The organism is Pseudomonas sp. B33.4, from assembly GCF_034555375.1.
Lineage (GTDB): Bacteria > Pseudomonadota > Gammaproteobacteria > Pseudomonadales > Pseudomonadaceae > Aquipseudomonas.
This window is the reverse complement of sequence record NZ_CP140706.1, coordinates 5,131,409-5,152,304: the sequence shown is the minus strand read 5'-3', so window position 1 is coordinate 5,152,304 and position 20,896 is coordinate 5,131,409. Positions and strand designations below refer to the sequence as shown.

The 20,896-nt window shown below is 58.8% G+C and carries 12 protein-coding genes; 7 read left to right on the top strand and 5 right to left on the bottom strand.

Features of this window, described 5'->3' with window-relative positions:
• Nucleotides 1-3: 3 nt before the first annotated feature.
• The 3 genes from U6037_RS22675 to U6037_RS22665 form a co-directional block, all read right to left on the bottom strand.
• The gene (locus U6037_RS22675) at nt 4-2,769 is read right to left on the bottom strand and encodes an RHS repeat-associated core domain-containing protein (RefSeq protein WP_322844601.1); all 2,766 of its coding nucleotides are present in this window, start codon (nt 2,767-2,769) and stop codon (nt 4-6) included.
• The gene (locus U6037_RS22670; protein ID WP_322844600.1) at nt 2,766-7,277 is read right to left on the bottom strand and encodes a SpvB/TcaC N-terminal domain-containing protein; all 4,512 of its coding nucleotides are present in this window, start codon (nt 7,275-7,277) and stop codon (nt 2,766-2,768) included. Before U6037_RS22670 ends, U6037_RS22675 begins: the two co-directional genes overlap by 4 nt.
• 202 nt (nt 7,278-7,479) lie before the next feature.
• Nucleotides 7,480-9,003, bottom strand: a complete 1,524-nt coding sequence (locus tag U6037_RS22665) for a fumarate hydratase (RefSeq protein ID WP_007916251.1) — start codon at nt 9,001-9,003, stop codon at nt 7,480-7,482.
• Between the two features lie 593 nt (nt 9,004-9,596).
• Here U6037_RS22665 and U6037_RS22660 point away from each other — a divergent pair.
• From U6037_RS22660 to U6037_RS22650, 3 genes are read left to right on the top strand one after another with little or no spacing between them, the layout of a single operon-like run.
• Entirely contained in the window at nt 9,597-10,703 is a 1,107-nt protein-coding gene (locus U6037_RS22660; protein WP_322844599.1) for a GGDEF domain-containing protein, read from the top strand.
• Entirely contained in the window at nt 10,696-11,631 is a 936-nt protein-coding gene (locus U6037_RS22655) for an iron-sulfur-binding ferredoxin reductase (protein WP_322844598.1), read from the top strand. Before U6037_RS22660 ends, U6037_RS22655 begins: the two co-directional genes overlap by 8 nt.
• A gap of 29 nt (nt 11,632-11,660) precedes the next feature.
• Nucleotides 11,661-12,410 (top strand): enoyl-CoA hydratase-related protein, encoded by a 750-nt coding sequence (locus U6037_RS22650; RefSeq protein ID WP_322844597.1) that lies wholly within the window; start codon nt 11,661-11,663, stop codon nt 12,408-12,410.
• A 113-nt stretch (nt 12,411-12,523) separates the two neighbouring features.
• Here the strand turns inward: U6037_RS22650 and U6037_RS22645 are convergent, their stop codons facing one another.
• Nucleotides 12,524-13,840, bottom strand: a complete 1,317-nt coding sequence (locus U6037_RS22645) for a hypothetical protein (protein WP_322844596.1) — start codon at nt 13,838-13,840, stop codon at nt 12,524-12,526.
• Between the two features lie 204 nt (nt 13,841-14,044).
• Nucleotides 14,045-15,496 (bottom strand): pyruvate kinase, encoded by a 1,452-nt coding sequence (pyk, locus tag U6037_RS22640; protein ID WP_016983110.1) that lies wholly within the window; start codon nt 15,494-15,496, stop codon nt 14,045-14,047.
• A 235-nt stretch (nt 15,497-15,731) separates the two neighbouring features.
• Between pyk and U6037_RS22635 the strand changes: the two genes are divergently transcribed.
• From U6037_RS22635 to U6037_RS22620, 4 genes are all read left to right on the top strand, one after another.
• Nucleotides 15,732-16,067 carry a hypothetical protein gene (locus U6037_RS22635; RefSeq protein WP_322844595.1) on the top strand — a complete coding sequence of 112 codons (336 nt, stop codon included), beginning with the start codon at nt 15,732-15,734 and terminating at the stop codon, nt 16,065-16,067.
• An 85-nt stretch (nt 16,068-16,152) separates the two neighbouring features.
• Entirely contained in the window at nt 16,153-16,539 is a 387-nt protein-coding gene (locus U6037_RS22630) for a tetratricopeptide repeat protein (RefSeq protein ID WP_007951249.1), read from the top strand.
• A 231-nt stretch (nt 16,540-16,770) separates the two neighbouring features.
• Nucleotides 16,771-17,127: a PilZ domain-containing protein gene (locus tag U6037_RS22625; protein ID WP_322844594.1), complete on the top strand. Its 357-nt coding sequence runs from the start codon at nt 16,771-16,773 to the stop codon at nt 17,125-17,127.
• Nucleotides 17,128-17,666: 539 nt separating this feature from the next.
• A complete protein-coding gene (locus tag U6037_RS22620; RefSeq protein WP_322844593.1) occupies nt 17,667-20,789 on the top strand; it encodes a hypothetical protein in 3,123 nt (1,040 codons plus the stop codon).
• Nucleotides 20,790-20,896 lie beyond the last annotated feature (107 nt).

The window sequence follows — 20,896 nt, the reverse complement described above, 5'->3', positions numbered from 1 at the left end:
ATTTCAGGCAGCCTTGCTTTTTTTGGCCCGCGGCTGTTTCAGCAGAAACTGATTGTCCGTGGTGCCCATTTCTTTGTACAAGGCGATCATCGCCTGGTTGCGTGAAATGTGGCCCAGAGTGGCACGGGTCTGATCGCGCATGGCCGCGCGACTGATCGGCGCCAGGGTTTCGCTCGATGTCATGTGGTTGATATTGGTCAGTACATTGGCCGGGTAAACGGTGTCAGCTCCGAGTGCATCAAATGCGTTCTCGGCCCAGACGGCGCGTTGTTCGACCGCCGCTTTCCAGTCGGCGAGCATTTTTTCGATTTTTTCGATCTTCACTGGATCCAGCCGATTCTTGATGTCCTCGGCTTCGACGGCTCGGGTAAACAGCGTGAGGAAATGCGGAATGATGGATATCCAGGAAGCCACCACTCGGTTCATGACGAAGTCGGGATTGAGTACGGAGTCGAGCGCCGGGTTGATCAATTGCTCTTTCATGTCTGTCCACGACTTGATTTCCTTGACGGCATCACCGGCGCCCAGCCGTTCGTCAATGGCGCTGACTGACATTTTTGAGGTTTGAGGAATCAAAGGACCAAACCCGAATCCGAACCCTTCGGCTACCGGGGCGATCATGCCGCCGGCAACGTCGCCAGCGACATTGCCGCCGATAACCCCGCTGCCGGTCAGATAGGGGGTTGGTTGAGGCAAACCGGGCACGGCGAGGTCGAACAGTTCGGCACCGACATTCCCTCCCTGATAAGTTGCGGTAAACCAGTTAACGCCTTCGGCAACGGTGTTCAGCGCCATGGTTTTCGCAAAGCCCTGGGGGTGGAGAATGTTATGCAATTGATCCATGACCTCTAGGGCATGCGCATTGACGGCCGACTGAAACTGAGACGTCAGCATGATCACGGCTTCGGCTCGTGTGTTGCCATCAGGATCGACATAACGCAGTGGGCTGTTGCCCACGAACCTATACAGGTTCAGTCCGTCCGCCTGCGTTGCGTCGGTACTGACCCAACGCTGCAACCATGTCGCGTAATACCGCGCGCCGTAGTAATACAGCCCACTGACATCCATCTCCTTGCCCGAATAACGAACGAACCTGTAGCTGACCTCAATCGTCGAACGGGCTGCCATCCACGCGGTTTCGCCGAAGGGGTAATAACCTTCCTGGCTGATCAGCTCTGCCTGTTGATCGAGTTCCATGACGCAGGAGCCGAGGTGATCCTCAACGCTGTAACGCAACTGGTCGTTGTCGATCGCATCGGGTTTTTTCGCTACCCAATGCAGGCAACGGGCGTTGCCGAGGCTGATGACGTGCAGTGCTTCGCCGTTGTCGCGGGTGCGGATTTCCAGCCCCGGCAGGTAGCGCACCTGGTGGAAGTGCTCGGCGTTGGCCGCGAAGGTCTCGTGGCGTTTGAACACGCGCACGCCCTGGCTGTAACGGTAGTGCTCGGCATCATTGGAGGCGTTTTTGCGCTGGACGAGGGTCACGTTCTCCAGCTCGTCACGGGCATTCCAGTTCAGCGGTTTGCCTGGGTGCATCGCTTTCTGATTACCGTGACGGTCGAACAGCTCGTCGAACACCGGCTCGGCATCACCCGGTTTCCAGCGCACCCCGCGATTGCTGTTGGGGGCGATGAACAGGTTGCGAGTGGTGTTGTTGCCGTCCCGTATATGGCGAAGTTCGATCAGGTTACCGCCGCTGTCGTACTGGTAGGTCTGGGTGTAATTGAGGCGATTGTTCGGGTCACCCGGTTGTGGCAGACCGGGAATGTCCGGCAGCGGGGCATCGTCGTAACCGGTGGCGCTGATCAGGCGATAGAGCGAGTCGTAGGTGAAATCGCGGTGGCCGTCGATCAGTTGGTTGGCGAAGTAGCGCGGCTGAAAAGCGTGGTCTTCGATGCGGGTGATATTGCCGACGCGGTCGTAGAAATATTCGAGGTTTTGCAGGCTACCGCCGCCCTTGTGGCTGGTCTGGATGTGCAGACGACCGTCCGCCGGGTCATACGTCCACGTGCTGAGTACGCGATTGCCGGCCAGTTGCTCGATGATCTGGTCGTTGGCGTTGTACTGCGCGTCCAGTAACACCGGTTGCCATTCAGACGTGCCACTGACCAGCAGATCCGCTTTGCGCAGTTGCCCGGCCAGGCCGTAGTGCGAGCGGCGCTGATGGCCGCCGGCGTCGGTCTGCTCCAGCAGCGCGCCGAGCGGGCTGAATACATGTTCGCTGGTGAACGGTTCACCGTCGTGGAAAGTGCGGGTTTCGCTCAGCGGCTGGCCGGTGAGCGCGAAGCTGTCGGTGCGCAGTGAACCCGATCGATCTTTCTGTTCCAGCAACTGGCCGCGCTGGTTGTATCCCGCCTCGGCCGAGGCGTCGGCGTAGCTGAAAACCTCCACATCAGGCGCGCCATTTTCATCGACTGCCACTACCCGCAACTGGTCATCGAAGCTCGTGCGCCAATGGCTGCCGCGCTGATCCCAGCGTCGCAAAGGTTCACCGGCCAGCCCCGGCAGGCTCAGGCGCCAGCCGGCGTCGACGCTGTCGGACTTCAATACCGCACCGCTCAGGCTGTAAACCGTGGTCAGGCAAGGATCGGACAGACGCGGATCCCATTGCTCGATCAGTCGTCCTGCCCGGTCATGCTTTTGACGGTCAACCAGCGCGACGGGTGTGTCTGTGGCCACGTTACGCAAGTAAGCGACCTGCCGCAGCGGCAGACCGCGCGCATCGCTCACCACCAGCGCTGGCGTCCGTCGATGCAGGTTGGCAGTCACAACCGTGGTGCCTTTGTTGGCGAGGAGGTCTCGGCGGTGTCGTTGAAGTCTTCGCTGGCGTGATACCACGGGTGATACATCTCGCGAGAAAAGTCGCCTTTGGCATTGACCACTTTGATCTGCCGGCCCAGGGCGTCATAGAACACCTGGTCGAAAAAGCCCGGTTCGCGCAGGGACTGATCGTTGACGTAGCGGTAGGTATCGGCGAAAAACGGCCGGAACTGACGAACCGGCAAACCTTTGTTGTTGTACTCGACCCGTTCGCTGATACGCCAGCGATGGTCGGCTTGCACTTCGACGTACTCGCCGTTTTCGACGATAAGCGAACCAGCGTCGTTGACCGCGTACGCCTTGCCCGGATCGACCAATTGCTGGGTTTGCAGGGCACGGCCAAAGCCGTCGACGCAGGCTTTGATGATCTGGATCTGTGCCGGCACCGGATCGTCGGGGTAGCGGTCGGCACTGAGGATCACGCTATGAACCGGTTCGCGATCCACCGCTGCGATCGCCTCGTGCAATGCCCGCTCATCAAGCGTCAAGGCGCCATTGCGGCGGGACAATTCTCGGCGCGCGCTGGCCCTGATGTGGCCGCTGGGCAGCAGATAACCTTGGGCAATCCATGCAATGGCGGCGCTGGTGTCGTTCGCCATTTGCCCCATCCAGCTGAACAGATCCTTGCGCAGGGTACTCGCAGCTTTTTGCACGGCATCAACCGGGTTGGCAATCGCCGCAACCGGACTGCGGTCCTCGGGAGGTTGGTATTCGCTCAGTGGCTTGAAACCCGCAACCCTGTTGTTCTCGGTGCCATGGAAACTGGTGGCCAGCGGCTGACCGGACGGTTCGTACATCGCTTCCTGAATGTTTTCGTTGGCATCGATGATTTCCAGCGGTTGCAGCGCGTGGTAGTCGTACTGGATGCGCGTGGTGCAGCCATCCGGCAATTCGACGAGGGTGACGGCCAGCGTGTAGGCGTCGTATTCGGCGCGGGTGTAACCGTGGCTCAGGGTTTCGCGATAACGCTGTACCTTGTAGAAACCGTCGAGGCTGGCGTACTCGGCGTAGCCGAAATTCGCTGACCACAGGTCCTGCTCGGTGCTACCCAAGGCGTGTACCCAGAACAGAAACGGCATCGGTCTGTAACCGATTTTCTCCAGCTCGTCCCGTACGTTGAATTCCGGAGACAGCACGCTGTAAGCGTCCAGCGCGGTTTTGTCCAGTTGTGCCACTTCCAGTGGGCCGACCAAGGCTTCGAAGCCGGCAACCCCATCGTTCAGCAACTCGCCATCCGTACTCAAGTAACGTTGCACGGATTGGGTGGTCAGTACTCGTTCGGCGTTCCAGTATCCAGAATCCTCATGCTCCATCAGGCTCTCATAGGACACCTGCACGGGCGAAAGCCCGGTGGGCAGGCTGCCTTTGGGCAAGACCAGTGCGTTGCCACGCTGTTGATAGGGCAAACCCAGGCGCCAGTGTTGCAGGTCCTTGTTCAAATCGATGAACGCTGCACGGCTTTCACTCAGGTAGAACGATTGCTGCGCCGGATCATGAGCGTCGCGCCACCATTGCTGTTCGTCGGGATCGTCGAACGGCGGCGTCTGCTCTTTGGTTAGCCGACGGGCGTAGCTGACTGCCAGTGAGTGCGTGGGCTGGCCGTAGGCGCTCCAGCGCAGGTTCAGCTCTTTGCGGCACAGCGGGTCGTCAACGAAACCGTCGTACTGACTGCTGATCGTTTCCACTATCAGGGGCAGCAAGACTGCAGCGTTATAAGGGCCTTGCTCGCGCACTTCGCGCACCAGGTATCGCAACTCTTCGACTGTGTAGGGCGTGGCAATCCCGGGGGTGTCCACGTCTGCATCGGCATAGGTTTCGATGCGCGTCACTGAGCCAACCAGCGCTCGGGAGATCTGGTATCGGGTGTCTGCATCGTGCGCAGGAATTATTTCATCGATATCGTCATCTGGGTGATGCCGGCTGAACAGGGTGATGCCCAGGTCCACTGCGTGTGCATCTTCGTTGAAATAGGCGTCGCGCGGCCGGTCCATCGATTGCCCGGTATGAAACCACGTGCAGACCCGCACCGGCTCACTGAAACCGACGTCATCATCGCCGCTGGCACTCTCGCTGTCGGTTTGCTGCAACAGGCCGAAACCGCGGAACTCGCGCTCGCGACCGTCATAGACGCCTTCGCGCCAAGTGAACGCCTGGGTCAGGCAGTTGCCAGTGATTTCATCCAGTTGCTGTTGTTTCTTGACCACCGCCACCGGGAACGGCAAGTGGCAGACCGGCAAACGCTTGAGTGTGAGCAAACGCTGTTTTTCATCCAGCCATTCCTGCGCCGAGCTTCGGTAGACCACACTGGAACTGCAGCCCATGTTGTTGTCACTGCGGGTCAGCAGATACGGCTTGGCCGCGACGAAATCGTAGCGCCAGTGCTGCGGCTGCATGTGCGTCACTGTCAGGATCAGGCTGGCGCAGCCCAGACCTTGCAGATCAGCGAAAATCACCAGGCAGGAGGGGTCGTAACGCACGCCTTTTGGCCACGGCACGCTGAGCGGTATCTGTTGCAGGCCATTGCCGCCGCGATTCAGGTAGATGTCGAACGTATCGGATTGCAGGTAGATCAGCGCTGGCGCACCGGAACCATCGAGGTCGGCGAGACGTACCCGCGATGAGTCGAATTGCTCGTAGGTGAACGGCAGTTCGCTGATCTTGCGGCCCTTGCCAAACCTGCCGTGACCCAGGTTTGGCCAGCAACGGATTTCGTCATGACGGATCCGGCACAGGTCGGGCATGTCACTGCCCAGCAAGTTGCCGAGCAACACCAGTTCAGTGGGTGAGTTGCTGAACAGCGGCAAACGGTCATCGTCGGGTTCATGAATCACCTCTTCGGGCGCGGCAAAGCCTTCACGCAGGTTGGCATAGAGGCGTACCGAGTTGGGGCCGATCAATGCCACGGAACTCAAACCGTCACCGCTCAGATCACCGAGGGTCGAAAGCGTATTGAAAAACTCCAGCGGGAAGGTGTTGAACGGGATGAAATCGGCAAAGTTGCGCTCTGCCTGCAGCGTGCGAAAGCCACTGTTCCCGGGCTGTGCGCTGACCCAGTCGAGTCGCCCGTCGCCGGTCAGGTCGGTGAGCAGTTGTTGTACCGGACGTTTGCGGTCGGCCACCGGGATCTTGTCCAGCATCGTCCATGGCCCATAGCCGACTTCATCGGTACCCTTTGTGACGCGCAACGGTTCGCGGTAGTACCAGCTCTGGTCATAACGGCAGAGAAACCCCGGCAGCCCTTCGCCATAAAGATCGACGCACTGGTAAAAACCACCGTCCTCGATACCCGGCTGTACATCGAGTTCGAAGAAGCGAGCCGGGGTTTTATTGATGTCGAAAGGGGTGTAGTCGAACTCGATCGGCGGTGTGTTTTCGACAACGCCGTTGGCATCGAATGCCTGATAGTGCGCCGCGCTGATCTGGCTGTGAGCCCACTGCGCAATGTTTTGCGGTTGGCGATATTCCAGCAGCAGGCGGCGCACCAGTTTCGGAGTCGACTGCGCAGGGAAACGATGGAACAACAACGCTTGCTGGCAGAGTCGGCGAGTGCCCAGTTCAAATCCCTGACCATGGCTCAAAAATCTGTCCGGGCGCACCGTCCAGGGTTTCAGGGTGTCACCGTTGTACGCAGGGATATCGGTCAGTGAGGTGCTGCGCTCGCCGTAATCGAACAGCAGATGAAAGTGCCAATCCAGTTCGGCGGGATTATCCGTTGTCCAGCTGTAGAGATCGCTGCTGGCCGTACAGTTGCCGTAACACACGCGGCGCAGATAGCGCTGCGCGCGGTAGTCATGCAGCGGGTCGGGGTCCTGCTCATCGGCGTTGTATTCGCAGCAGATGTGTTCGCCTTGCGCATTCATGCTTTCGCACAGCAGCCACGTGGCGATGCGTCCGGGAGCGTCGGGATCGGCAATTCGTGTGGCTTCGGTTTTGCCGTAAAGGTGCAGCGAGCCGTCGGCGCCATGGATCAGCCAGAACACGGTTGGATCGGCTTCTCCAGTCTGCCGCTGCCAACGCTCGCGCAAGGCGAAATCACTTTCCACTTGAGGCCAATAGCGCACGACTCTGTGCGGGCCGATGTCGACGCCGTTGTAGACGCTTTCCTCACGGAATTTGAGCTCGCCCTGCTCATCCAGCTCTGGCATCCACACTTCGCCATCGACACCGATGATCTCGTCGTGGTCGGTGTAACGCGGCACGCCTTTGTGGAGGCGGCGGCTGATCTGACCTGCACCGGCCAACTGCCAGGACAGACCGAACGGTCCGTTGCCGCTCTGACTGCTGTAGCTCAGCGAAAACTGCGGATCCCAGCCCCGACCGGCCGACGTCGGAATCGGCAGTTCGAACGATGCCGCCCCGGTCGGCCCCACCGCGCCCCAGCTTTTGCCGATAGTGGCGATCGATGCGCTCTTGGCGATGGAGGGGGTGGTGATGCTCAGCTCTTGTTGATCAGGCATGGTCGAATCCATTGCGCACGGGGTGGGCGTGAATGGACTGACGCTAACAAGAATGGCGTGTAAATGAACCTGTCAGATCTGACAGGTGCGCAAGATCATTTTGTGTGCTTCGGCAGGTTTTTTATCGCGATCGGGTTGCGCATGCAAAAACGGCCGGGTCATCCCTGAGGATGAACCGGCCGTTTTCATGCAGGCGAAGGGCTTACTGCACTTCTACCGCCAGGCTTTCGCTGATCTTCTGTTGCCAGATCGCAGGACCGGTGATGTGCACCGACTCACCTTTGCTGTCCACCGCAACGGTGACCGGCATGTCCTTGACCTCGAACTCGTAGATCGCTTCCATGCCCAGTTCGGCAAACGCCAGCACTTTCGACTTCTTGATTGCCTGCGCCACCAGGTAAGCCGCGCCGCCGACAGCCATCAGGTACACGGCTTTGTTGTCCTTGATCGCTTCGATCGCGGTCGGACCGCGCTCGGATTTGCCGATCATGCCCAACAGGCCGGTTTGCTCAAGGATCTGACGAGTGAACTTGTCCATCCGCGTTGCGGTGGTCGGGCCAGCCGGGCCAACCACTTCGTCACCGACCGGATCAACCGGACCGACGTAGTAGATGAAACGACCTTTGAGATCGACCGGCAGGGTTTCACCCTTGTTGAGCATCTCGACCATGCGCTTGTGCGCGGCGTCGCGACCGGTGAGCATTTTGCCGTTGAGCAGGACGGTTTCGCCCGGCTTCCAGCTCTGCACGTCTTCCGGGGTCAGGGTGTCGAGGTTGACGCGACGGGCCGACGGACCGGCCTCCCAGACGATTTCCGGGTAGGCGTCCAGCGGTGGCGCTTCGAGCGAGGCCGGGCCGGAACCGTCGAGCACGAAATGCGCGTGACGGGTGGCGGCACAGTTCGGGATCATGCACACCGGCAGCGAGGCGGCGTGGGTCGGGTAATCCATGATCTTCACGTCGAGCACGGTGGTCAGGCCACCGAGGCCCTGGGCGCCGATGCCCAACTGGTTAACTTTCTCGAACAACTCCAGACGCATTTCTTCAATGCGGTTCTGCGGGCCACGGGCCTTCAGTTCGTGAATGTCGATGGATTCCATCAACACTTCCTTGGCCATGACCGCGGCTTTCTCGGCGGTGCCGCCGATGCCGATGCCGAGCATGCCCGGTGGGCACCAGCCGGCGCCCATGGTCGGAACAGTCTTCAGTACCCAGTCAACGATCGAGTCGGACGGGTTGAGCATGGCCATTTTCGACTTGTTCTCGGAACCGCCGCCCTTGGCCGCCACGTCCACTTCCACGGTGTTGCCCGGGACGATGGAGTAGTGAATCACGGCCGGGGTGTTGTCCTTGGTGTTTTTCCGAGCACCCGCCGGGTCGGCGAGGATCGAGGCACGCAGGACGTTTTCCGGCAGGTTATAGGCGCGACGCACGCCTTCGTTGATCATGTCGTCCAGGCCCATGGTGGCGCCATCCCAACGTACGTCCATGCCGACGCGCACGAACACGGTAACGATACCGGTGTCCTGGCAGATCGGGCGATGGCCGGTGGCGCACATGCGCGAGTTGATCAGGATCTGCGCCATCGAGTCACGGGCCGCTGGCGATTCTTCGCGCAGGTAGGCTTCGTGCATCGCCTGGATGAAATCCACGGGGTGGTAATAGGAAATGAACTGCAGGGCGTCGGCAACGCTCTGAATCAGGTCGTCTTGCTTGATCACGGTCATGAGTCGCGCTCCTCTAAAAGACGGGAACATTTTAATAGGGCAGCTTTGAGCTTCTAGCTTCGAGCGGCAAGTTGGAGCAGTACGCGGACTGTTCGAGCTTGCGGCTTGGAGCTTGCAACTTGAAGCTGGCCCTTTGGGCCGGGCACGCCGGGGCTGCTGGCGCGACGCTAAAAAGGCGCGGCAGTATACCGCGCCTCGATGGGGCGTACACGCGTCGGCAGTCATTCGTTGGTCGCATGGGTGGGCGAATATCGGACAGCGGGTTTGCACTTCAAGATTCACCCCCTCACCCCAGCCCTCCCGAAACGTCGGATCGCCCCCAAGGGGGCGAGGGGGAAAGGGAGCCGATCTTCATGTTGTTCAAACCGGAGTTCAGCTCGGTATTTCAGGTCGGCATCTCTCGAACAGACAACTCGGTCAGTCCCCTCTCCCTCTGGGAGAGGGCTAGGGTGAGGGGCTTTTCAGGTCATGCATTTGACGTCAAATTTCGAGCCCGAAAATCGGTGGTCATTTATCGACTACGTCTCTAAAGTGGCAGCCGGTCTGTAGAGTAGGACACTCGGTCAGCCTCTTATCGCACGGTGAGTCAACGATTGACCCATAACGCCATTCAACGTCTTTTGCTCAAACGCTTTGCCCTCGCTGCGGCCACCTATGGATTGGCTTTGCTGCTGCTGTGGCTGGCGTTTTTCACCGGGCATTACGCCCAATCCCTGAGCTCCGTGGCCATTGGCAGTGCGCTGGTCGTCATCAGCCAGTCGGTGCTGTTCGCGCTGTTCTGGAGCGGGCGCAACGTGCGCTTTGCCGATCCCAGCCTGACCGAAGCGCAGGTATTGGTCGGTCTCGGCTGGCAGACCTGGCTGATCGCCCATCTGGATGAAGCCCGCGGCGCCTTTCTGGTGTTCTACGTGTTGATCCTGCTGTTCGGCCTGTTCCATCTCAGTCGACGTGCGTTCATCCGCTGTGCACTGCTGGTGTTCTTCAGTTTCTGCGCAATCACGCTGTGGGACGGTTACCACTTCCGTTTGCGCGAACCTGCGCTCGCGGCTTTGCAGGTGTGCATTCTGGCGATGGTGCTGGCGTGGCTGGTGCTCTATGCACGCTTCGTCCAGGTGTCGCGACAACGCCAGCGCCAGCGCCGGTTTGCCTTGCAGGCGCATCAGGACACCCTGCGCGGGATGATGCGTCAGCTCGAAGATCTGGTCGCCACCGATGAATTGACCGGGCTGTTCAATCGTCGGCATTTTCTGCGTCTGGCCTCGCGTGAGCTGAATGCGATGGACGATGATGTCGTGCACGGTCTGGCACTGATCGACCTCGACCACTTCAAACGCATCAACGACCTGCACGGCCACGCCGCCGGCGATCAGGTATTGCAGGCCTTCGCCGGCGTCGCTCAGGCGTGTCTGCGCGACGGCGATGTGCTGGCGCGTTATGGTGGTGAGGAATTCGTCGTGCTGTTGCCCGATTGCGACGCCGAACGGCTGACCGCTTGCTGTGAGCGTCTGCGTATCGCCTTCACCGACGTTGAACTGGTCGGCCTGAATGTGCGCAACCTCAGCCTGTCGGCCGGCATGACGCTGTTGGCGTTGGGCGATGATCTGGACGACGCCTTGCAGCGTGCCGATCAGGCCTTGTACCGGGCCAAGCGCGACGGGCGTAATCGGTGTGCGGCCGCGTGGGAGAACGTTGATGCCTGAACTTCGCGTCGGTGAACGGCAATGGTCGGTGGCGACAGGTAGCAACCTGCTCGATGCCCTCAACCAGCATGGCGTTGCCGTGCCTTACAGCTGCCGCGCCGGCAGTTGTCATGCCTGTTTGGTGCAATGCGTGCAAGGCCTGCCCGCCGACAATCGACCGGACGCCTTGAGCGCTGAGCAGCGCCAAGAGGGCTGGCGTCTGGCCTGTCAGTGTCAGGTTGTCGAAGATTTGCAGGTACACACCTTCGACCCGATCACCGACGGTCGCCCGGCGGTGGTCGAAGCGCTGGACTGGCTCAGCGCAAGCGTGCTGCGCCTGCGCCTGACCCCGCAACGGCCGCTGCGCTACAGCGCCGGGCAACATCTGGTTCTGTGGATTGACCACATCGCCCGCCCGTATTCGCTGGCAAGCCTGCCGGAAGAAGACCGTTTTCTCGAATTCCATCTCGATTGCCGCCAGCCTGGCGAATTCAGCGATGCCGCGCGGCGTTTGCAGATCGGCGACCCGGTCCGCCTCGGTGAACTGCGCGGCGGTGCCTTGCATTACGACCCTGACTGGCACACTCGACCGTTATGGCTGCTCGCCGCCGGCACGGGTTTAGGCCCGTTGTTCGGCGTGCTGCGCGAAGCCTTGCGCCAGGATCACCAAGGCGCCATTCGTGTCATTCACCTGGCCCATGACGATCGCGAGCACTATCTGGCCAAACCCCTGGCAGCGTTGGCCGCGCAGCGGGAAAACCTCAGCGTCGAGCTGTGGACGGCGGCCGAGGCAGCCGCCGCTTTGGCGCAACTGCGCCTTGTTTCCCGGCAAACCCTGGCCTTAGTCTGCGGCTCGACGGCCAGTGTCGACGCCTTCTCAAGGCGTCTGTACCTGGCCGGATTGCCGCGCAATCAACTGCTGGCCGATGTGTTTGTGAGCCGTGGTTGAGCGCTGATATTTCAGACGCGAGACACGCCATGACTGATGCCATCCTGCTGGAACGCGAACGCGGTTTGCTGACCCTGCGCCTCAACCGCCCGGACAAGAAAAACGCCCTGACCCGCGCCATGTACAGCCGTCTCGCCGAGGCGCTGAAGCAGGCCGACAGCGACCCCGAGATCAACGCCGTGTTGATCTCCGGCAGCGCCGAGTGCTTCACCGCCGGCAACGACATCGCCGACTTCATCCAGCAACCGCCGAGCGACCTCGACAGCCCGGTATTTCACTTCATGCTCAACCTCCTCGAGTGCCGCAAACCGGTGATCGCCGCTGTCGCCGGCGCGGCGGTGGGTATTGGCACCACGTTGCTGCTGCATTGTGATCTGGTCTATGTCAGCCGCGATGCGCGATTGCGCATGCCGTTCGTCAATCTTGGATTGTGTCCGGAGTTCGGCTCCAGCCTGATTCTGCCGCGTCTGCTCGGGCATGCCAAAGCGGCGGAGTTGTTGTTGCTCGGCGAAGGCTTTACCGGTGAACAAGCAGCGGCGTGGGGCATTGCCACCGAGGCGTTGGGCAGTGGCGATGCGGCGTTGAGCAAGGCGCGGGAAGTGGCGTTGCGTTTCGACGAATTGCCGGGCGAAGCGGTGCGTATCAGCAAACAATTGATGAAAGCGCCGGATCGCGAGTTGATTCGTAAGGTGATCGAGGAGGAGGGCGCATTGTTTACCCAACGCCTGAAGTCGCCGGAAGCGTTGGCGGCGTTGACCGGGTTTATCAAACGACATTAAAAGATCACAGCGCGCGGCCGCAGTTGCTGCGCGTTGCGATCTTTTGCTTCGGAAAATGAATCTGGCCATCCACACTGAAGCGCCTGTTTCATTCTCGGTACGGCTGTCAGCGATCAGCCATGGTAACGCAACAGTGCAGATTGACCGTTCGGCAATTTCGCACAGATCAGTATTTTGCCGTCCTCCTGCAGCGTCAGGCCGTTGGCATATTCCGTACCGTCTTGCAGGTGAGTGGCGACCCAGCCCTTGCCGTCATTAAAGGCTGGATCAAATTGCGCATCGATAAACCTCGCCACAACGATATCAACTTGATTGTTTGGCTCGCCGAGGCCGCCGGCCACGACAATTTTTCCATCCTTTTGAATGGCCGCGTCAAACCATAAGGTGAGGGCACCCGGGTTCAGATCGGTGTAGAGCGGTTTACCGCCATTGAATTGAATATTGGGGCTGCCGTCCGGTTCGATGCTGATCAGCAAAGCCTCATCGCCTTGCGTACTGCCTCCCCCCAGAATGCGCTGGTTGGGTTGCTGAACCATAAAATTGACAAAATGCTCTATGCCTTCACCGGTGACCGTGACGAAACCATTGGCTCCGAATGTCGGGTCTGGTTTGCCGGTATCGTCGTATCGCACGAACATGGCTGCGCTGGCAGTGGATGGGCCAAATACCCAACCGCAGCCTAGGTACTTGCCATCGGCCTGTACCATGAGATTACTGAGTACGGTGACGTCAAGTAAGTAATCGGGGTGAATCACGGTGATGTAACCGATCTGGTTGAAACTGAGATCCAGAGATCCGTTTTTGTTCAGACGAATAAGTAACCCGTGGACTTGACTGAAGTTAAAGAAATAACTGAAAGATGCCAGAATCTTCCCATCCTTTAATATTTCAACTCCATTCCTGGATCCGCCTGGGCCGTTCGCATGCAGTGACCTGTTCTCTTGCTTTGCAGCGAGGTTTATCGGCGCCGTACGCTTCGCCGGCGGCGATAGCTCGATATTCAGAACAGTGTGGCCGTTTGTGCCGAAATCGAGGTCGATCCAGCCATCCACCCCCACGCGTGAGAACGCCGCAACCTGCTGGCCTACGGAGTTTCGCACCGTGCAATTGACCACTACTTTTCTATCGGCCTGAAAAGCAAAAGACTCGACTCCGTCGATATCGAAGTCGTCATAAACCCAGTGGGCAAAGCCTGAAACGCCATAATCAAGGTCGAGAGTGCCGTCTGCATCGAAGCGACCCAACACAAAGGCGCTCTCGGGGTCGGAGCCACCTTCGACCTTGCCCGCTACATAGATTTTTTTATCCGGGCCAATTTGTACACCAGTGATGTTGATCGATGGGTAGTTGAAATTAATGATCGATACAACACCTGCTGTTCCAAAGTCCAGATCCAGCTTCCCTGCATCATCAAGAGTTTGCATGTTCATAATGTGTTCCATCTGCAATCGAGTGGGTCAGGCAAACCGCAACGCATGGCTCGCCGAATGAGCGCTCATTGGATGCCGTGCAAATGGAGGCGTCTACTGTAAGACCTGACAGTAGACATCCGGTGAATATTGGTTTTCATGACTGCGCAGACGAAAAAAGCCCCGGCACTCACATGCCGGGGCTCTTGTTTTTCAGCGCGTCACTCAGACCTGCGGATCGCCCACGTGCAGGATCTTCATGCCGTTGGTGCCGCCGGTGGTGTGGTAGCTGTCGCCCTTGGTCAGGATGACCCAGTCGCCTTTTTCCACAACGCCGCGCTTGACCAGCTCGTCGATGGCTTTCTGGCTGACTTCGTGCGGTTCCAGCGAAGCCGGGTCGAACGGTACGGTGTACACACCACGGAACATGGCTGCGCGCGCTTGAGTTTCACGGTGCGGCGAGAACGCATAGATCGGCACCGAAGAGCGGATGCGCGACATGATCAGCGGGGTGTAGCCACTTTCGGTCAGTGCGATGATCGCTTTGACGCCCGGGAAGTGGTTGGCGGTGTACATGGTCGCCAGTGCGATGCTTTCGTCGCAGCGGGTGAATTCCTTGCCGATGCGGTGGCTGGAGGTCTTGCCCGTTGGGTGCTTCTCAGCGCCGACGCAGATGCGCGCCATTGCCTGCACAGCTTCCAGCGGATACAGACCAGCAGCGGATTCAGCGGACAACATCACGGCGTCGGTGTAGTCGAGCACGGCGTTGGCGACGTCGGACACTTCGGCGCGGGTCGGCATCGGGTTCTGGATCATCGACTCCATCATCTGGGTCGCGACGATCACAGCCTTGTTGTGGCGGCGTGCGTGCAGAATGATTTTCTTCTGAATGCCCACCAGCTCGGCGTCGCCGATTTCCACACCGAGGTCACCACGGGCAACCATCACTGCGTCGGACGCCTTGATCAGACCGTCGAGGGTTTCGTCGTCGGCCACGGCTTCTGCGCGTTCGATCTTCGCTACCAGCCAGGCAGTACCGCCGGCTTCGTCGCGCAGTTGACGGGCGTATTCCATGTCGGCAGCGTCACGCGGGAAGGACACCGCGAGGTAGTCGACTTCCATTTCTGCGGCGAGCTTGATGTCGGCCTTGTCTTTTTCAGTCAGGGCCGGTGCGGTCAGGCCGCCACCGCGACGGTTGATGCCTTTGTGGTCGGACAGCGGACCGCCGATGGTCACGGTGCAATGCAGTTCGGTTGCGGTGGCGGTATCAACGCGCATCACCACGCGGCCGTCGTCGAGCAGCAGCTCGTCGCCCACACCACAGTCCTTGACCAGATCCGGGTAGTCGATGCCGACCACTTGCTGGTTGCCTTCGGTCAACGGATGGCTGGTGGAGAAGGTGAACTTGTCACCGATCTTCAGCTCGATCTTCTTGTTGGCGAATTTGGCGATTCGGATTTTCGGGCCTTGCAGGTCACCCAGCAGGGCGACGAAGCGACCGTGCTTGGCAGCGAGGTCACGCACCAGCTTCGCGCGAGCCTTGTGCTCGTCGGGGGTGCCGTGGGAGAAGTTCAGACGGGCAACGTCCAGACCAGCCAGAATCAGCTGTTCGAGAACTTCCGGCGAGTTACTGGCCGGGCCAAGGGTAGCGACGATTTTGGTACGACGGACGGACATGCAAAGACTCCTGAGTTCAAGCGCTAGCGAAGGCTACTATGCTCGAGGGGTGTAGTCATTGTTCGTTTGCACTACTTAATGTTTTCTTTATTGAACGCAGCGTTTTTCAATTCGACGTCCCAGGCAATACACCGTTCATCAGAACTGGTATTTCTTACAGGTGTCACCCTGTTTTCCTGTCTGTATAAAAAATCGCATCTCGCCAATGGTTGGCGAGGCGAAGAGGCATGACGACATGAGCGCAAAAAAAGACGCATCTGAAGCACTCGAGCCACCAGTGATTACTTCACCGCAAAATGGGGATAGACCAGGTGCATGGTTTGCCGTGAAGGGGACCGCTACCCCTGGCAGTACCGTGCGCGCTTACAGCACCAAGGATTCTTTGAATCCGCTTTTCGGTCAAGCTGTTGGCCCTGGTGGCTACTGGTCGAATTTGATAGACCTGCGGCAGTTCGGATTCTACGTTGTCGAGGTCACACCCGACGGCGAAGTCTCGCCACGTTCACCCGTCGTCACAATCCATCTCGCGTCCGAGCTGTCCGCGCCGCACAACGATGCCGTCGAATCCTGACGACTCAGATTCACTGAAGCGCGCGAGGCGGCATTGAAGATTTCCAGTCGCGGGTCGATAAAGAGCACAAGACAGGAGAACCCTCATGCGATTCGTACCCATTGCCGCCCTTGCCCTCAGCGTCCTCGCCGTCACGGGCTGCACCCGTTGGTCGATGAACCATCATTTGAACAACGCCTACAGCGCCTATGACCGCGGCAATTGCGAGCAGGTCATGCTCGAACTGTCCAAGGTCGAACGCGCCAGTCGCGCCCGCCCGTACGTATGGCCGGAAGTGTCGATGATGCGCGGCCAGTGCCTGGAGCGGCAGAAAATGTTTGTTGATGCGGCGCAGACCTACCAGTTCATCATCGCCTCGTACCCCAACAGCGAATATGCCTACCGCGCCCGCGCTCGTCTGGAAACCTTGCAGAGCCTGGGCCATTACCCGACGCGCAGCGCCGCTGCCGTGGTGCGCCCAACGCGCTTCTGATGACAGTTGTCATACAAAATCTGGCCGTGTGTACAAGCTGAGCTATAGTCGAATAACCCGGGTTTAGCGCTGAATCTGTAAACCCGGAGCAACACCTGCGACTGGCAAGTGGTCAGGTGACGGCGACGTAGCGACCGTCACACCGGAAGCGGGGAGAGCGAGCCTGCGATACAGGCACGTTCCGAAGCAAAGGTGCGGCTCTGTGACGGAGCCTTGCATGGCGAACTGCGCATGTTTACCGACCGGATCGAACGGCATCAGTTGCCGTATTTCCTCAGAGTGTTCAACAGCGTTACTGATAAACCCATAGGTTTTCTGGGCAATGTCTCCGAAGACGGACTGATGCTGATCAGCCAATTACCGATGATGATCGGGGTGGACTTCCAGTTACGCCTGAAAATCCCCGCCAGCGATGGCTGCCAACAGGCGATCGACTTCGCCGCATGCTGCGTGTGGTGCCATGAAGACGCTACGCCGCTGCATTACGACGCCGGCTTCATCGTGCAGCGCCCGCCGCCGGAATTCGGGCAACTGGTGCAGGCGTTGCAGCAGTACTTCAGTTTTCAGCCGATGCCGGCTTCTGCCTGAATTCAAACCTACAAGCTTCGTGAGCAGGCTCGCTCGCACATTCGATTGCATTCCACCTGAAGGAATATTGACAAATGTCGGAGCGAGCCTGCACGCATAAGCATCAGTTGCGGCAAACCATTTCTACGGTCAGCCCATCCCGATAGCCCGCTCCTGATCCAGCATCTTCTCCGCTAGTAACACCCCCCCCCATCTCACTCAACTGATAGATCGCTATCGCCAGCAGGATGCTGACCGAAGAAAAGGTTTCGCAAGTTTGAATGGCTTTGCTTCAAGGGCAGCACCATCGAGTGCGGGGTTCAGCGCAGCTTCAAAGCGCACAAGTCGGCGGGGTCTGAGTGATGTGTAGGCAACGGCGCTCCCCATCGTAGCCGCGTGTGTGCGGCGGAAGGATGCCAGCAGGCTGCATTGTGGGAAATGTTACCGCTCGTCGGAACTGTCAGGTTTTACAGGTGTGGTGATAACACGCAATGGAATTGAATGGCACTGGTACTGCCAACGCAGTCCCTGCCCATTCTCGTGAAGCCTGGAGTCAATCGATGGATACGGATGAAGAGGTCGAAAATCTGCCACCGCAGATCTTGGAATTGCACGCCTCCAAAGACGAGTATGACGCGCGACTTCGGGTCAGCTGTTCATGGAGCGCCGATGGCAAACGGTTCTCCTGCCATGCGCGTGAGTATTGGGCAAAATATAACGGGCGAACCAGCGGCAATATCATCTTGGGTTTTTCTTCGTTGTTTGGGTCTTGGTCTGATGAACTCACGGACGAAGCCCTTCAATTCGGTCTTTGGAACGGAGTTGGGGGGGGAGGAGAGATATCAACAGGTTCTTCGGGCATCGCAACAGTCTACTTCACTTACATTTATGACCGTGCGAATACGCCTGACGTAGAAATGTTTACGTCACAATTGGTCGTTTATAAGCCGCCTGCGCCCGAAATCGATGTTTATCAAAATTTTGTCGGGTCAACCTTCAATGTAACGGGTAATGGCGGTATCAACGGAGCCACATTGGTCTTGGACAACGGCGACGGAACCATAGGGTCTGCAGTTTTGATATCTAACGGGCGTTGGTCTGTGCCTGTCACGGTTGCAAATCATCAGATGTCTCAGAAAGTTCAGGCATACCAAATGGTGAGCCCTTTCAACTCTGAGCGAACCCGCTTCGTGACGGGAATTCGGGCGCGGATCACCTCGCCGAGCCCTGGCTCATTGCTGACCATCAAAGACTTGGTGTTCAAGGGCGCTGCCGCTCCAGGTTATGGCATCAGGGTAGTGAATGATGAAAATCGTCAGGAGTATTTAACCGGCTCTGCGATTATGGATCCTGGCACCTCGACTTGGCAGGCTAACCCCTCCAAAACACCGCCCAGTGGACTGGTTTCAGCTACGGCTCGACTTACGGCGCCGTATGCAATGGATCTCTTTACCGAGGTCATCAGATTTGGTTTCATGGGTTTACCGGAAATTCAGAATCCACCGCCTTCAAGTGTCCAGGATCAAAGCTTCCTTCTGGAGGGAGGCAACGGACTGCATAGAGCGCGACTCAGAGTATTGCCCGATCTGGCGGATGCTCCGGTGCTTGGCTCGGAGATCGTTGGTGATGATCGCGGGGCGTGGACAGGGCTTGTCGAAGTACCGCCGGGGCCGATCAGCCTCGTTGTCGAACAGGATCTGAATGGAGTGTCGTCCGGACGCAGTGCGCCGCGCGCCTTCCGAATCCGCCCTCCCAAACTGGAAAAACCTGAGGTTACCTTTCTCCCGGATACAAGCTTGAAGTTCTCCGGCACCGGCCATTTCGATCAAAACCTCTCGACCGAAATCCAGTTCTCTGCCAGCAACGGCTCGCTGCCTTTGCCTCCCAATATCCGCGTCGATGGGCAGGGCCAGTGGGAAACTGCCCCCGTTGTCTGGCCTCTGGGCAGCTACAAGATGAAGGTGATTCAAAAGATTGCCGACAACGCCAATGGCTGGATCGATTCACATCCTCTTGAATTCGAAGTCGACAATGACCTGCCGGATATCACCGAGGCGACTTACACCGAGGACTATCAACCCACCTTCAGCGGAAAAGGATACACAGGGGCCACTGTCTCTCTCAGAGATTGCGATGAAAACGAGGTTGCACGAAGCGTCCTGGTCGTGAATGGTCAATGGTCGACCCGGGCGCTGGTGGAGTGGGGGCCAACCAGTAATCGGGCAGTCCACATAACACAACATTTAGAGGCGCATTCATCGAAAAAAGCTTACGTCCTGAACGTTACGATTGCGCCGCTGGCGCCCGGTCTGGACGATCCTCCCGAGGAGGGCCTGGAGCCCATATTCCGCGGCACTTGCTTGACGGGGGCCACGGTGAGTATCAAGTTTCTTGGCGATGCCGAGGAGCACTTGGCGACAGTAACGGGTGACACTTGGGAGTTTCAGCGAAAGACCCCGTTCCAGGAGAATGTCGAATACACCGTCGAGGTCACCCAGAAAATCATCGATCTCACGTCAGCGCCCGCATCGAAAACCTTCACTCTTCACAGAGTCCTGTTGCAACCGCTTATTACCGTGCCGGTCTCCGGTTCGGACGTGGGGTATGACGTCACCATTGAAGGTGATAACGGCCTGCAGGGCGCTGTCATGCAATTGCATGACAGCCAGTTCGGAAGACCGTTAGGTGCTCCGCTCGAGTTGCTTGACGATGGCAAATGGTCGATCGACCTGCGTGATCTGGACCTGAGAAAGTATTTCCTCCACGCGCAGCAGACGCTCAACGGGCGAGATTCGGCCAACAGTGCTGAGCACAACTTCAATGTGGTAGTGCCGCCGCCTCGATTCACGACGCCGATCCCCGGCGGGAAGGCGTCGCGCATTTCGAAGATTGCAGGCACCGGCAGACCGACCGCGCACGTGGAGGTCTGGCTGGAAGACGCGACTGAGCCATTGCTGACGGCTATCGAGGTGAACGCCTTGGGCAACTGGGAAGCCGAAGTGAGTTTGCCGGTGGGAAACAAAACCATCTGGGCCTTTCAGACCTTCGTCTACAACGGTAGCCCACAGCGTTCCCAAGCCAATGAGCGTTTGCGTTACAAAGTCGTGCCGGCGGCCCCGTTTATCGAAACCCCGACCGCCGATGACCATGTTGGCCGACGGGTTGTGGTGTCGGGTTTTGCGACGCCCGGTGACACCGTGACAGTGACGTTGGGCAGCGGCCAGGCCAGTGCCGAGGTGCGGGAAAACCGAACATGGTCGGTAACGCTGGAGCCCGGACCGGCCGAGGGCAATCATGAACTGGAAGCCGTGGCGGCTTACGAAGGGTATGAATCCGATAGCGCCAATCGCTCAGTTCAGTTGGCCACCTATTTACCGACTATTGATACGCCAGCGCCAGGGCGCTGGGTCAGCACGCCGGTGACCTTTGCCGGCAAGGGCCGTCCGGGCGTCGGTGTTCTGGTTGACCCGTTCAACCCGGACAAGACATGGATAGCGTTGCTTCCGGTTATCGACACTGAATGGCAGGGCGAGTCTGACCAGGCGCTGCCTTCGGGCGGCAACTGGTGCCGTTTCAGGCTGCAGCCAAGTGACAGCGACCCGACAGGTTCTGATTGGGTGGTCAGCGCGCGTTTTGAAGTCGAATCGGCGCTGGCTGAAAAAACGATCAGACAAAACCGATAGACGGTCATAAAACCTGTCAGTTCTGACAGTTGGCGATTGCCGTTTCAAAGCGCTAAATCCTTATTGAACGCTGGGTCGCCTGACACCACTGTCAGGCAGCCCGGGCC